The 12,645-nt window shown below is 74.2% G+C and carries 15 protein-coding genes; 7 read left to right on the top strand and 8 right to left on the bottom strand.

The annotated features are described in order from the left end of the window. Positions 1–48: 48 nt before the first annotated feature. Positions 49–843: a putative protein N(5)-glutamine methyltransferase gene (locus ACTIDRAF_RS0206700; protein ID WP_016697950.1), complete on the bottom strand. Its 795-nt coding sequence runs from the start codon at positions 841–843 to the stop codon at positions 49–51. Between the two features lie 79 nt (positions 844–922). On the opposite strand from ACTIDRAF_RS0206700, the gene ACTIDRAF_RS33640 reads away from it, so the two are divergent. Then, positions 923–1,384 carry a hypothetical protein gene (locus ACTIDRAF_RS33640; protein ID WP_157162893.1) on the top strand — a complete coding sequence of 154 codons (462 nt, stop codon included), beginning with the start codon at positions 923–925 and terminating at the stop codon, positions 1,382–1,384. A 162-nt stretch (positions 1,385–1,546) separates the two neighbouring features. Here ACTIDRAF_RS33640 and ACTIDRAF_RS0206690 read toward each other — a convergent pair whose 3' ends face one another. From ACTIDRAF_RS0206690 to ACTIDRAF_RS0206680, 3 genes are all read right to left on the bottom strand, one after another. Further along, a complete protein-coding gene (locus ACTIDRAF_RS0206690) occupies positions 1,547–2,029 on the bottom strand; it encodes a GNAT family N-acetyltransferase (RefSeq protein ID WP_016697949.1) in 483 nt (160 codons plus the stop codon). Positions 2,030–2,528: 499 nt separating this feature from the next. Then, positions 2,529–3,374, bottom strand: coding sequence for a pentapeptide repeat-containing protein (locus tag ACTIDRAF_RS27605; protein WP_157162892.1), 846 nt, complete (start codon positions 3,372–3,374; stop codon positions 2,529–2,531). A 127-nt stretch (positions 3,375–3,501) separates the two neighbouring features. Next, complete coding sequence (locus ACTIDRAF_RS0206680; RefSeq protein WP_016697946.1) at positions 3,502–4,341, bottom strand: nitroreductase/quinone reductase family protein; 840 nt, start codon at positions 4,339–4,341, stop codon at positions 3,502–3,504. 558 nt (positions 4,342–4,899) lie between these two features. Between ACTIDRAF_RS0206680 and ACTIDRAF_RS0206675 the strand changes: the two genes are divergently transcribed. Beyond that, on the top strand, positions 4,900–5,451 hold the full coding sequence (locus ACTIDRAF_RS0206675) for a DinB family protein (RefSeq protein ID WP_016697945.1): 552 nt from the start codon (positions 4,900–4,902) through the stop codon (positions 5,449–5,451). Between the two features lie 25 nt (positions 5,452–5,476). On the opposite strand, the gene ACTIDRAF_RS0206670 is transcribed toward ACTIDRAF_RS0206675, so the two are convergent. Then, positions 5,477–6,235 (bottom strand): SDR family NAD(P)-dependent oxidoreductase, encoded by a 759-nt coding sequence (locus ACTIDRAF_RS0206670; protein WP_016697944.1) that lies wholly within the window; start codon positions 6,233–6,235, stop codon positions 5,477–5,479. Between the two features lie 61 nt (positions 6,236–6,296). Between ACTIDRAF_RS0206670 and ACTIDRAF_RS0206665 the strand changes: the two genes are divergently transcribed. The 4 genes from ACTIDRAF_RS0206665 (at position 6,297) to ACTIDRAF_RS0206645 (ending at position 9,722) form a co-directional block, all read left to right on the top strand. Further along, the gene (locus ACTIDRAF_RS0206665) at positions 6,297–6,758 is read left to right on the top strand and encodes a MarR family winged helix-turn-helix transcriptional regulator (RefSeq protein WP_016697943.1); all 462 of its coding nucleotides are present in this window, start codon (positions 6,297–6,299) and stop codon (positions 6,756–6,758) included. A gap of 160 nt (positions 6,759–6,918) precedes the next feature. After that, a complete protein-coding gene (locus ACTIDRAF_RS0206660; RefSeq protein ID WP_016697942.1) occupies positions 6,919–7,305 on the top strand; it encodes a VOC family protein in 387 nt (128 codons plus the stop codon). An 887-nt stretch (positions 7,306–8,192) separates the two neighbouring features. After that, positions 8,193–8,345, top strand: coding sequence for a hypothetical protein (locus ACTIDRAF_RS33635; RefSeq protein WP_016697940.1), 153 nt, complete (start codon positions 8,193–8,195; stop codon positions 8,343–8,345). Between the two features lie 162 nt (positions 8,346–8,507). Further along, entirely contained in the window at positions 8,508–9,722 is a 1,215-nt protein-coding gene (locus tag ACTIDRAF_RS0206645) for an SGNH/GDSL hydrolase family protein (RefSeq protein ID WP_016697939.1), read from the top strand. 165 nt (positions 9,723–9,887) lie between these two features. Here the strand turns inward: ACTIDRAF_RS0206645 and ACTIDRAF_RS34810 are convergent, their stop codons facing one another. Continuing rightward, positions 9,888–10,463, bottom strand: a complete 576-nt coding sequence (locus tag ACTIDRAF_RS34810; protein WP_052168730.1) for a winged helix-turn-helix domain-containing protein — start codon at positions 10,461–10,463, stop codon at positions 9,888–9,890. A gap of 154 nt (positions 10,464–10,617) precedes the next feature. On the opposite strand from ACTIDRAF_RS34810, the gene def reads away from it, so the two are divergent. Continuing rightward, positions 10,618–11,232 carry a peptide deformylase gene (def, locus tag ACTIDRAF_RS0206635; RefSeq protein WP_026065840.1) on the top strand — a complete coding sequence of 205 codons (615 nt, stop codon included), beginning with the start codon at positions 10,618–10,620 and terminating at the stop codon, positions 11,230–11,232. A gap of 263 nt (positions 11,233–11,495) precedes the next feature. Here def and ACTIDRAF_RS0206630 read toward each other — a convergent pair whose 3' ends face one another. Both ACTIDRAF_RS0206630 and ACTIDRAF_RS27600 read right to left on the bottom strand, forming a co-directional pair. Next, the gene (locus ACTIDRAF_RS0206630; RefSeq protein WP_016697936.1) at positions 11,496–12,122 is read right to left on the bottom strand and encodes an NAD(P)-dependent oxidoreductase; all 627 of its coding nucleotides are present in this window, start codon (positions 12,120–12,122) and stop codon (positions 11,496–11,498) included. Continuing rightward, a partial coding sequence (locus tag ACTIDRAF_RS27600) for an EamA family transporter (protein ID WP_016697935.1) occupies positions 12,119–12,645 on the bottom strand: 527 nt, incomplete at its 5' end. The genes ACTIDRAF_RS27600 and ACTIDRAF_RS0206630, both read right to left, overlap by 4 nt.

The raw sequence follows: 12,645 nt of genomic DNA, 5'->3' as shown, positions 1-12,645 counted from the left end.
GCGGACGGTCGGCGGCGCGGGCGCGGCGGGCCTGCCGTGCCGCGGGGCTCAGCGGGTGGGGGCGGTACCGATGACGACGGTGGCCGCCGCGTCCGGCGCGTTGGCGACGGTGGCGTCGAGCCCGTCTCCCCGCAACACCGCCACCGCCGGCCCGGCCTGCCGGCCGCTGGTCTCGACGAGCAGGTGACCGCCGGGGGACAACCACCGCGTGGCCTCCGCGCTGACCCGGCGGAGCAGGTCGAGGCCGTCGCCGCCACCGTCGAGCGCGACCCGGGCCTCGTACAGCCTGGCCTCGGGGGGAAGCAGGGCGATCTCCCCGGTGGGAACGTAGGGGACGTTGGCCAGCAGCACGTCCACCCCACCGCGCAGCCCGGGAGGCAGGGGGGCGTAGAGGTCGCCCAGGAACACCTGGCCGGCGAGGCCGGCCAGGTTGTCCCGCGCGCACGCCACGGCGGCGGGGTCGATGTCGCTGGCGTAGACGCGGACACCGGGACGCCGCCTGGCCAGCGCCACCGCCACCGCCCCCGACCCGCAGCACAGGTCCACCACGACGTCACCGGGGCCGGTCACCTCGGCGGCGCGGTCGACGAGGAACTCGGTGCGGCGCCGGGGGACGAACACGCCGGGAGCCACCCTGATGCGGCATCCGGCGAACTCGGCCCAGCCGAGCAGGTGTTCGAGGGGCAGCCCGGCGACCCGGCGGTGGAGGAGGGCGTCGAGGTGCGCCGGGGACCGGGCGGCGTCGCGCAGCAGGCGGGCCTCGTCCTCGGCGAACACGCAGCCCGCCGCCCGCAGCGCGTCGACGACGGGATCGGAGGGCGGTGGGGTCGGCGTGTTCGGCACAGGGGGCCTCCGGTCTGCCGAGCGGGTGGGGGCACCCTCCCCGGACGCCGGCCCGGTCGGGCCACCGACACTCGCCGAGTTGATCTTCGTGCGAGGACAACTGTACTCCTCGGGTGGGGCCGGCGGAGTGAATCAGGGCGGGGACGTCGCCTTCCTCGACCAGCGCCGCGAGCTACGGCCCGTTGCGGAATACCGGGACGCCACCAGCGGCGACGGGGCCGCATTCGACGAGCACTTCGACGAACGCAAGGTCGAACTCGGCTCCTGCGGGATCCCTGCGGCGCACCCGGCAAGCACGGACACGCCCGCATCCGCTGCCCCGTGCCGCACGTCAACTCGACGATGCCCGCCCGGATCGACGAACTCGAAACCGACCTGCTCGACCGCCGCACCCGCGCCGAAGCCAAAGGGCTGGGCCGGCGAGATCGACGGCATCGACATGCCCTTGACCTTCCTGCGGGCCAAGCGTGATGACACCCAGCGCCGGCTTCGGCCGACCTGCCGTCGACCTCGGGATTCCGGTCCTCGCGCGAGCTGCTGACCAGCAGGGGAACACCCCGTGACTGTCGACCTGTTCATGAACGTGCTCAGTCCTGAAGCGGGACTGGCCACTCCCTGCCAGGGCAGGGTGATCAGTTGGCCCCGCCGGCACGACCTGGGCCAAGGGTTGGGGCCAGCTCCCGCACCGGCCCCAACCCCGTGCTCAGAGGGCCTTCGTGTAGTGGACGTTCGGGAACGGCGTGAAGCCGAGCGACTCGTACAACGCGCGCGCCGAGGCGTGGAAGTCGTCCCCGCCCGTTCCGACGGAGACCACCGCCGTCCCGGCGGTTCTCATGTGTGCCACCGCGTGCTCGACCAACGCCCGCCCTGCTCCGAGGCGTCTGTGCTCTGCTGCCACCGCGAGGATGTCGACCTCGCCGTGCCGCTGGGCCTCCTGGATGATCCAACCGATGTAGCCCGCCACCTGTCCCTTGACGCAGGCGACCGCGGCGAACCTGCCGTGCTCAGGATCATGCACGGCGTTCACGTGGCGTCGGTAGTCCTCCTTCCAGTCCCCGTGCCGGTTCATGAACACGGGGTCGCCAACCACCGGGCGGAAAGAGTCCTCGTAGAACGGCCTGAAGACATCGATCGTCAGGTCGAGAACAGCGGGGAGATCCTCGGTTCGCAGTGGACGAATGTCCATAGGAGTGCGCCTTTCGCCGCGAGCAAGATCCTGGGAATCGTTACCCACCCCCGGGGCCACCACAGCCCCGTCTCGTGGGCCACCCTTCAGATACGGGGCCGACCTGCCGCGAAGCACTCCATACCGGCGATGGTACCGGGCACCGAGCATCGGCAATCAAGGCGTCACCGGGACGGAACGGACTTCTGCGTCACCGCGGAGGCATCAGGAATCGGACACGTCCACCGGCGCACAACCGAGCACGCATTCCCCCGCACCGGCCAGAGGACACCCCGGAGAACCCGGCCAGTCGAGGTGCGGACAAGGCGCCGGCGGACCGCCAGTGCCCTGGTGATCCGCCGGGCGGGGGTGGCCTCCTCCGGGGCGTCCTGCCCGTGCCCAGCTCCGGTTCCTCCTGCTCCAGGCGGGCTGGTGATCGACAGGGGCGGCGAACCGGAGGGCACCGTCGGCCACGGCGCGGGACCCCGGACACCGGCCGGGACACGCCGCCTCCCCGCCGTCAGCCTCGCTGGCCCTCCGGCCAGTGCGCGGGGCGTTGCAGCCCGGGAGGGATCTTGGTGGTCCCGTCCCCCGTGGCGGCCTCGAGCTGCGACTGGATGAGGAACACGGCGTGGCGCAGGTCGGCGCCGGACAGGTCGGCGTCCCGCAGGTCGGCGCCGAGCAGGTCCGCCCACCGCAGATCCGCGCCGCGCAGGTCCGCGGCGATCAGGTAGGCCCCCCGCAGGGTGGCGCCCCGCAGGTCCGCCCGCCGCAGACGCGCCCCCATCAGGTCAGCGCCCCGGTGGTCGCGGCCGGCCACGGGTGCCTCGGCGCGGGCCAGGTCGCCGGCCCGCCCCAGCAGGGCACCGACCTCGGCTCGCAGCGCGGGCAGGTCCAGCCCCAGCAGGACCTCGGCGTCGGCGTCGGCCAGTGCGGTGGCCCGAGTGAGCACCGCGTCGAGGTCGGCGTGCACCGGGCGGGCGGCGGGCAGGGCCAGTGCGGCGGTGAGATACCAGCGCAGTTCGTTGAGCTGCCGCATCACCGGGAACACCGCGAACATGGGTCCGGCGACACCGGGGTCGCCCCGCCAGTCCCGCCCTCCGAAGGTGACCTGGGTGACCTGTTGGCCGGCTCCGAAGCAGTCGAAGACGGTGCACCCGGCGAACCCCCGGGGGCGGAGCTGGTCGTGGATGCCGCAGGCGTGGTCCTCCCGCAGGTGGGAGCACGGTTGGCCGGCGTCCTTGCTCACCGCGAAGTCCTGGGAGGCGGTGAAGGGGAGCGCGACGCAGCACAACCCGACGCACCGTTGGCAGTCCGCGCGCAGGGTCGTCTCGGCGGCGGGTCCAGGCGTTGGTGGCTCTGCCACGGATGTTCCCCTCTCCCCGGCCGGGTTCGGGAGGCCGGCGTGGTGTCGCGGGGGAGTCTGGCAGTCGCCGGGTGTCCGGTCGGGGGCGGGGCGTCCTCGGTGGCCTGCCCCCGACCGGCGCGGTGCCTCAGCTCAGGTGCGCGTCCAGGACGGGGATCAGGGTTTCCTCCTCGTAGTCCAGGTGGCCGAGCACCTCCCCGGTCAGCTGGTCCACCCGCTCCACCAGTTCGTCCCGGTCGAGGTCGGTGCGGTCCAGGACCGCCCGCAGTTCGGTGAGCGCGGCGGCGATCCGCTCGTGTTCCTCGTCCAACCGGTCCAGGACCGCACCCAACTCGGGGTGGCGGGCGCGCAGCGCCGGGAACAGGTGCTCGTCCTCCAACCGGTGGTGCGCGCCGAGCCCGGCGCACAGCGTCAGGCAGTTCATCCTCAGCTGGACCCCCAGGCCCGTGCCGGCCGAGGTGACCTCGGCGCGGACCAGGTCGAGTTCCCGGCGGAAGGCGTCGTGCACCATGCGCAGGCCCGCGCCGGGGGACGGCCAGGACGGCGGTCCGGGGAGTTCCCGCAGCGCCACCACGGGAATGGTGCGGGAGGTGTTCTCCTGGTACCGCGCCCATTCCGGGTCGGACTCGACGGCGCGGGCGAAGGCCGCGTCCCGTTCCGGGCCGCGCAGGACCTCGGCCTCCGCCTGGTAGGTGAACACCCCGTCCTCGACGGTCACCCGGGGGTGGGCGACGAGGTTGTGGAACCAGGCGGGGTGCCGGGGTGCTCCGCCGGCGGAGGCGATGACGAGGATGCGTTCTCCCCCGTCGGGCAGGTAGCCCAGGGGAACGGTGTGGGGGGCGCCGCTGCGCGCTCCGGTCGTGGTCAGCAGCAGGAGTCGGGTGCCGTCGACGGGGCCACCCACTCGGCCCTCGTTGGCGCGGAACTCCTCGATGATCGACGTCGTGACGTCAGGGGACGGGGACATGTGCGGTGTTCTCTCCCGGGGAGTCGAGGTGTGGCCGAGCGCCACACGGCAGGGGGCGGCCAGTGCGTGAACGCCCGACCCGGCGTGGCCTGGAGCGGCGGGGGGAGCCGGGTGGGGCGCGGGCGCGCGGTGTCGGTCCCGTGCGCGGGAACGGCGCGCGGAGGGGTGGAGGATCGACGGCCACCGTGCGGGGACGACGGCGGGGGCCGGCGACGGAGGGGCGGGCGGAGCGCGTGCCCGCACCGTGCTCACGCCAGGGCCGGGAGCCCCATTCGTGATTGGCCCATGGCCGACCCGGCAGTCACGATCATCACACTAGTAGATGATGGCGACCACTCAATCGGGTGGGCCGTTCCGGTGTGGGTACTCGGAACGAGAAGGGATCGGGTGCTCCGGGGCGCCGTCCTGGGTCGGCCGGCGCGCCCAGCCCGAACCGGCGTGGTGTCCGGGCGGGAGTGCTCACCCCCCGGGCTGGCGGTCGCGGACGCCGCGGGGCGGAGGAGCTGGTCACGGGATATTCGGTGGTCGGGGTGGGCCGCCGGGTGGCACACTCCGCCGGTGCCGAGCCCGCGGGTCGACCTCCTCCTCCGTCAGCTGGACATCGCCTGGGCGTTGTTCTCCCACCACGTCCGCGATCTCGACGATGCCACCTGCCTGTGGGAACCCGATCCCCACTGCTGGACGGTGCGACCCGACGAGCGGGGCCGGTGGCTGCCCGACTGGCAGGTGCCCGAACCCGACCCCGTCCCGGCCCAGACCATCGGGTGGATCACCTGGCACCTCGGCTACTGGTGGACCACCACCCTGGAGCACTGCTTCGGCGCGGGTGCCCCGGAGCGCACCGACATCACCTGGCCGGGTGGCGCGGTGGAGACCGTCGCCTGGCTTGATGATCTCCACCAGCGGTGGCGGGCGGAACTGGGGCGGCTGACCGAGGAGGACCTGGAGGCGACCGACCGGGTCGAGGGCCTGCCCTGGGGTCGCGGGTTGCGCTTGGTCGACATCGCCGGCTGGGTCACGGTGGAGCTGACGAAGAACGTCGCCGAGGTGGGTGCGGTCCGGCATTTGTGCGCCCTGCGGTCGGCCCGGTCGACTTCCCCACCGGGGTGAGCCGCCTCCGGTGCCCTCCCGCCGCTCACCGGGTCAGACCGCGCCCGCCGGAGACCGAGACCACCTCCCCGTTGACGTGGCCGTTGGCGGCGGAGCCCAGGTAGACGACGGTGGCGGCGATGTCCTCCGGGTAGGAGAGCCGCCCGGTCGGGGTGCGCCCCGCTTCGGCGTCGATGACCGCCTGGCCGTGGTCGGGCAGGGAGCGGACCCGGTCGGTCAGGGTGAAGCCGGGGCGGACGACGTTGGTCAGGATCCCGTGTCGGGCCTCCCGGGCGGCCATCACCCGGGCCACGCCCTCCAGCGCCGCCTTGGCCGCGGGGTAGGCCACCGGCCCGGGCAGCGGTTGGTCGACCAGGTCGGTGGAGATCACCACGATGCGTCCCCATCCGGCGGCGCGCATGTCGGGGAGCGCCTCGTCGACCAGGGCGACGGTCCCGGTGGTGTTGGCGGCGAACGAGGCGGCGAGCGCGCCGGCGGTGTCGGCCTCGCGGGGCGGCCAGGACACGGCGTTGGCCACGAGGACCGTGACCGCTCCCAGGTCGCGGCGGATGCGCCGCGCCGCCCGCGTGATCGAGGCGGGGTCGGTGAGGTCGAGGTGGACGGCGAGGGCCGTTCCCCCCTCCTGCTCGATCGTCTCCACCAGGGCCCGCGCCTCGGTCTCCGCCTGGTACCAGGTGGCGGCGACCAGCGCTCCCTCGCGGGCGAGGGTCCTCGCGGTGGCGTGGCCGATGGCTCCGGAGGCTCCCGTGACGAGTGCGACGCGGCGGTCGAGTCCGAGGTCCATGCGCACCCCAATTAGTTAGTCGACTTATGGTTAGCCGACTATATACCGGTAGGATGCCGCGGTGGAACCGAGTGCGGCGATCCGGATCAACCGGACCCTGAACAAACTCAGCAAGCTCTACCGGGCCGCCAAGGCGCGGCGACTCGCCGAGCTCGGGCTGCATCCCGGCCAGGAGGTGCTGCTGTGGATCCTCGCCAGGGAACGGCACGGCATGACCGTCTCGGAACTCGCCGCGCGCCTGGGCGTCGAACCGCCCACCGCCACCCGCAGCCTCGCCCGCCTGGAGGACGGCGGCTGGTTCCGCCGGGAACCGGTCGCCACCGACCGGCGGCAGGTCCGCATCGTGGTCACCGACGCCGGGCGAGCCCTCGTCCCCGAGATCGAACGGGCCTGGGCCGACCTCGCCGAGCACACCCTCGGTGACCTCGACCCGGCCGACCGGGAGACCGCCCTCACCGTCCTCGACCAGGCGACCAGCCGGCTGCGGAACCTCGTCGGGGATGCCGCGCTCACCGAGGACTGAACCCCGCGACACCCCGCGCCCCGCCGCCGTCCCGGAACCCCCAGCGGAACCCGGCGGGTACGCGCGGCACCGCGTGGGCACGGCCGACACGGCGGGACACCACCAGAGGCCACCACGAACAGGACCGAACCTGACCTGATCCCCTCCTACCGTCCTCCCCATGACGACCACCACCCCCACCGAGGGCCTGCCCCGCTACGTCGCCGTGACCTTCGACTGCGCCGACCCGGCCGCCCTCGCCCGCTTCTACCACCAGGCACTGGGACTGCCGGTCATCCACTCCAGCGACCACTTCGTGCTCCTCGGTGTCCACGGTGGCCCGGACCTGGGCTTCACCCGCGTGGAGGACTACCAGCCGCCGACCTGGCCAGCACCCGCCCGGGGAAAGCAGGCCCACCTCGAGCTGGGCGTCGAGGACCTCGACGGCGCACGGGACCGGCTGGTCGCGCTGGGCGCGGTCGAGGCCGTGGACCAACCCGCGCCGGACCGGTGGCGCGTCCTGCTGGACCCCGCCGGCCACCCGTTCTGCCTGTCCACCCTCGTCTGAGCCCGTGCGGCCTTCTCCCCCCACACACCCGGAGAAGGCCGCCCACACACGCCCGACCCCGCGGACCACGCCCGAGGCGGACCAGCGGGAAGGGACACCCGCCCTGGCTGATCGTCGACGCCGTGCACCGCAACCACGGCGTCGACCCCGACCAGGGGACGGACGGGCGGGGTGGACGAACGCGGCCTGGCTCGCCGAGCGGCCCCTCATCCGGGTCGCCCCCCGGTCCGGCCTCCTCCGGGAGTCCCGGCTCACCGCCGTCCTCCCCGCCGAGGGCGGCGCCCCGGGGAGCGTGACGCCGGCACCCCGTTCGGCCACGAGCGGGTCCCCCCGGTGAACGCCTGGAGCAACCAGGAGGAGGCCCTGGCCCACCCGCACCGCCGACCAGCGGCCGCACCCGCTCCACCAGGTCGACTCGCACGCCCAGGCACTCCACCGGATCGACCCGGCGCCGGCCCGGCCCCCGCTCCCGCCCGCGTTCCCCGTCGACCCCCCGACTCGGCGGCGGTGGTGAGCGCCGGGTTCGACCGCCTGGCCGCCACCGGGGCGCTCACCCAGGACCAGGTCAGGGCACCGGAGGGCACGATGGACCGGTACCGGGCGGCCCTGCCGGCCGCTCTTCGCTGCTCGACCAGGGGGACCGGAGGCCGCACGAGCCCCGTGGGGTCAGGGCGGCACGGTGTCCCCCTCGACGTCGAGTCCACGGTCCACGCTCCCGCGCGGGTCGCTCTTCGGGGTCGTCACGGTCGCCTTCTCCACCAGCACCCCGGGCGGGGGCGGCGGGAGGCCCGGCCCCGCGGGCGGCTACCGCGTTCACCCGCGAGATCCGCACCGTCCCGACGAGGTCGCCGTCCTGCTGGGAGACGCGGTCATACCCGAACCCCGGTGTGGCCGAGCACGAACGCGCGCCCGACACCGAGGGCACCCTCGCCCTGATGGAGCCCTGCCACCCGCTCACCGGGCTCGCCGCCGGGGACGGCCGCCTCGCCCCGCTCCCGGGGAACCCGGGATCACCCCTGGTGCGCCCGCGGATCGGGTGAGTGGGCGGGCGGCCCGGGGCGGTCGGGACGGGCGGTTCCGCCGCGCACCACCGGCACACACCGCCGACCGCCGCCCCGATCGGGTGAGGGAGGGGCGGTGCGGTCGGGGGAAGCACGGGAAACGGGGTGCCTCCCGGCGGCGGGTTTTGCCAGGGTGAGCGGATGAACCCCCAGCACGAACCGGCCCCGGCCGGGCACCACCACGCACCCGCGGCCCCCATCACCACACCGGTGACGGCGAGCCTGGTGCGCGGCGCCCTCGACCTGGAACACGGCCAGTACGGCCTGCTGCCCCACCGCCTCCCGGCCTGGGCCCGCGCCCAGATCCCCGACCAGCACCTGGGGCTGGCCGAGGCCAGGCCCGCCGGCGTCCGGCTGGCGTTCCGCACCCGCGCCACCACCCTGGAACTCGACGCGCACCGGACGACGACCCGCTACGCCGGGATGGCCGATCTCGCGCTCCCCGAGGGTGTCTACGACCTCGTCGTGGACGGCGGGCTGACCGCGCGGGGCGTCCTGTCCGGCGGTGACGTCCTGACCCTGGACCCCTCCACCGGTGACACGAGCACCGTGCCCGGACCCGTGGGCACCGTCCGGTTCACCGACCTCCCCGACAGGGTCAAGGACGTCGAGATCTGGTTGCCGCACACCGAGATCACCCAACTCGTCGCGTTGCGCAGTGACGCGCCCCTCGACGCCAGCCCGGGACAGGGCCGCAGGGTGTGGCTGCACCACGGCAGCTCGATCAGCCACGGCTCCAACGCGGCCAGCCCCACCTCCACCTGGCCAGCCGTGGCCGCCTCCCTCGGCGGGGTGGACCTCGTCAACCTCGGATTCGGCGGCGGAGCGCTGCTGGACCCCTTCACCGCGCGCAGCATGCGGGACACCCCCGCCGACCTGATCAGCGTCAAGATCGGCATCAGCCTCGTCAACGTCGACCTGATGCGACTGCGGGCCTTCACCCCGGCGGTGGACGGCTTCCTCGACACCCTGCGGGAGGGCCACCCGGGCATCCCCCTGCTGGTGATCTCCCCGCTGCTCTGCCCCCTGCACGAGGACACCCCCGGTCCCCTGGTGCCCGACTCGAGCTCGGGCACCCTGGCGTTCCGTGCCCTGGGTGACCCGGCCGAGCGGACCGCCGGCAAGCTCACGCTCACCGTGATCCGCGACGAACTCGCGCGCGTCGTCAGCCGCCGCGCGGCCCAGGACCCGCACCTGCACTACCTCGACGGGCTCGACCTCTACGGCAGGGGGGACGCCGAGGACCTCCCTCTGCCCGACGGTCTCCACCCGGACACCGCGACGCACCACCGGATCGGCGAGCGGTTCGCCGCCCGCGTCTTCGGAGCCGGCGGCCCCTTCGCCGCCGCCGGCTGACCCCGGCTATCCCGCCGGCGGCAGTGGTCGAGGGAGCCGAGGGGCGCGCGGGTGGTGGGCCGGCCGGGCCGGCCACGAGGCGACACCCCTCGACGACCCGACCGGTGGGGTCGCGCCCGCGTCACCGCGCCCCCGTGCCCACCGGCCGGTAGCGGGCCGAGCTGCTCAGCGCTCCTCGGGCAGCAGGGGGAGGAGCTGCACGAGGGCGGCCACCGGCACGCCCCCCGAGGGGCGGGAGGGGGAGGGACGGGCACGCTCCCGATACCTCGCCACGAGGCGGCGCATCGACGCGGCCAGCTCCGCCGCCTCCTCGGGACACAGGTGCAGGACGGCGGTGAACGACGCGGCGTCCGGTGTCGACGGCTCGGCCACCTCCCGGTGCCGCGACCCACCCGGGTCCTCCGCCGCCACCGCCACCCCGTCCTTCGACGGCAGGGTGGCGGTGCGCCTCGGGTGCGGGTCGGGATCCTCAGTCGGGCCCCAGCGCAACCGCCAGGGCCGGGCACGTCCGTCGTCGGAGGGCACCTCCTCGATGAGGCCGTGCCGGGCGAGCTGGCGGAGGTGGAAGGAGCAGACGCCGGAGCTGCGGCCCAGGCGGGCCCCGGCCTCGCTCGAGGTGAGACTGCCGTGCTCGGCGAGCAGGTCCAGCAGGGCGACCCGCACCGGGTGGTCGGGCAGGCTGCGCCGGGAGCGGCGCCTGCCCCCGCCTGGTGTGGAGGGAGACCTCGGATCAACGTCCATTTTGCAAAGTCTGCTACTTTGCAGAATGTCCGATCACGGCGGCCCCCCGCACGGTGGTGTCCCACGGGACGCGGAGGAGCCGCCCAGGGAGCAGGGAAGGCACCGGTGCACGATGGATGTCCAGGCAGGGGCGGCACGGGACCGACGAGTGCGACTGCGGGGAATCCCCGTGGACTCCTACCCCCGCGTTCCGCCCGAGGTCGAGCGGGGCGCGGTCCGTCGCATCACCGTGGTGGGTGAGGAGGTGCTGCGGCGCCCGTGCCGTGAGGTCACCGAGTTCGGCACCGCCGCACTCGCCCAGCTGGTGGACGACATGTTCGCCACCAACCAGGCGGCCGAGGGCGCGGCCCTGGCCGCCAACCAGGTCGGCGTGGACCTGCGGGTGTTCGTGTGGGACATGACCGACGAGTGGGGGATCCGCCACGTCGGCCACATCCTCAACCCCGTCCTCGACGAGATCCCGGCCGACCAGCGGCGGCTGGTCGAGGAACCCGAGGGCTGCCTGTCGGTGCCCGGGCCCTACCGGGTGGTGGCCCGCCCCGACCGGGTGGTGGCCCGAGGCCAGGACCTGGACGGAAACCCCCTGGTCATCGAGGGCAGGGGCTACTTCGCCCGGTGTCTGCGCCACGAGACCGACCACCTCAACGGTCAGCTGTACCTGGACAGGCTGTCCGGGAGGGAACGGAAATCCGCTCTGCGGGAGATGGCCGCCTCCCAGGACCGGGTCTTCGCCCGACGGGCCGCCCTGGCCGCGGCGATGGGCAAATGAGGACAGCGCCGCCTCGCCCCCGGCCCGGCGCCCGCCGCGACCCGACCGGAACCCCCGGCGGAGAAGGGACACCGCCCCCGGTCGCTGGTCCTGGCACCCACCACCCAGCCCAGCGGGGTGGAGATGCGGCCCGTCGGGGAGAGCGGCCGACCACTCGTCCCGACGCGGACGGCGGCCGCGCCCCAACGGCCCGTCCCCGGTCCTACCGCGCGGAAGGTGCGGGCCGTGAACATCCGGGGCCACCTCCCGTGCGGCCGATCTCATCAGTAGGCCGCGGTGACCTGGCGATCCCCGCTGGGGTTCTCCAGTTCGTCCAGCACGGCCACCGCGAGGTCCTCCGCCGAGATCCGGGAAGTTCCATCGGCGGCCGTGACCAGTGTGGTGGTGCCACGCCGGTACCCACCGGTCCGACGGCCGGGTTCGAGCAACGCGGGCGGGCTCAGGTAGACCCAGTCGGCGGGGTGGACCCGGCAGGCGGCCAGCTGCGCGATGCTGGCGCCGGCGATGGCGCGCACGGCTGGCGGCACGTACCGCGCGTCGTCGAACACCAGGCCACCGGACGGCCCTCGCAGCGGAGCGGAACCGCCGATGACCAGGACACGGGCGCCGGTCGCCTCGGCGGCGTCCAGCAGCGCCGTGGTGGTCGCGGTGACGGTGTCCTCCGCACCCGGGGCGGGTCGGGTGGCGCCGACCACCGCGTCGGCACCCTCGAACACCCCGGTCATGCGGTCGACATCGGTCACATCGCCGTGCGTGATCTCCACCTGCGCGGGCAGGTGTTCGGGACGCGTCTCCCGGAACACGGCGGTGACGTGGTGGCCCCGCTCGACGGCTTCGGTCACGACACGGGAACCGGCCATCCCGGCGGCTCCGACCACGATGATCCTCATGAGGTGGTTTCCTTTCGCTTGACTGTCCGAACGAGGTTCGGGGTGGCCTGGCTCGCCACGATCGCGGCCAGGCAGAGCGCGAACCCGACCAGTTGGAGGGGGCCGAGGAGCTCACCGAGCAGGACCGCCCCCAGCAGGGCCGCCACCAGCGGCGAGAGCAGGGTGAGCACGGCCACCGAGGTCACCGGGAGTGCCGTGATGCCCCGGAACCACAGGATGTAGGCGAGGAGCCCGCCCGGCAGGCCCAGCCAGAGGTAGCCGAGCACGGCGGGGGTGTCGACCGGTGGCGGCGGGCCCTCGACCAGCAGCATGAGGGGTACCAGGAACAGACCACCGGCCGCGAGCTGCCAACCCGCGAACGCGGTCGCACCCACACCGGCCGGTCGTCCCCACCGTTTGGTCAACGTCACCCCGAACGCCATCGCCACCGCACCGCCCAGACCCGCGAGGAGCCCGACCGCGTCGAACACCACGTCCGGACCGAGGACCACCAGGCCCACCCCCGCGACCCCCGCGACCCCCC

The organism is Actinoalloteichus spitiensis RMV-1378 (assembly GCF_000239155.1).
Taxonomy (GTDB): domain Bacteria; phylum Actinomycetota; class Actinomycetes; order Mycobacteriales; family Pseudonocardiaceae; genus Actinoalloteichus_B; species Actinoalloteichus_B spitiensis.
The sequence above is the reverse complement of the archived record's forward strand: the minus strand, read 5'-3'. Positions and strand labels throughout refer to the sequence as shown.

Excerpts from the sequence above, each read along its gene's own strand:
- ACTIDRAF_RS0206690 (WP_016697949.1), bottom strand. The coding sequence starts at position 2,029 with ATGGACATTCGTCCACTGCGAACCGAGGATCTCCCCGCTGTTCTCGAC.
- ACTIDRAF_RS0206680 (WP_016697946.1), bottom strand. The coding sequence starts at position 4,341 with ATGTCCCCGTCCCCTGACGTCACGACGTCGATCATCGAGGAGTTCCGC.
- ACTIDRAF_RS0206670 (WP_016697944.1), bottom strand. The coding sequence starts at position 6,235 with ATGGACCTCGGACTCGACCGCCGCGTCGCACTCGTCACGGGAGCCTCC.
- ACTIDRAF_RS0206660 (WP_016697942.1), top strand. The coding sequence starts at position 6,919 with ATGACGACCACCACCCCCACCGAGGGCCTGCCCCGCTACGTCGCCGTG.
- ACTIDRAF_RS0206645 (WP_016697939.1), top strand. The coding sequence starts at position 8,508 with ATGAACCCCCAGCACGAACCGGCCCCGGCCGGGCACCACCACGCACCC.
- ACTIDRAF_RS34810 (WP_052168730.1), bottom strand. The coding sequence starts at position 10,463 with ATGGACGTTGATCCGAGGTCTCCCTCCACACCAGGCGGGGGCAGGCGC.
- ACTIDRAF_RS0206630 (WP_016697936.1), bottom strand. The coding sequence starts at position 12,122 with ATGAGGATCATCGTGGTCGGAGCCGCCGGGATGGCCGGTTCCCGTGTC.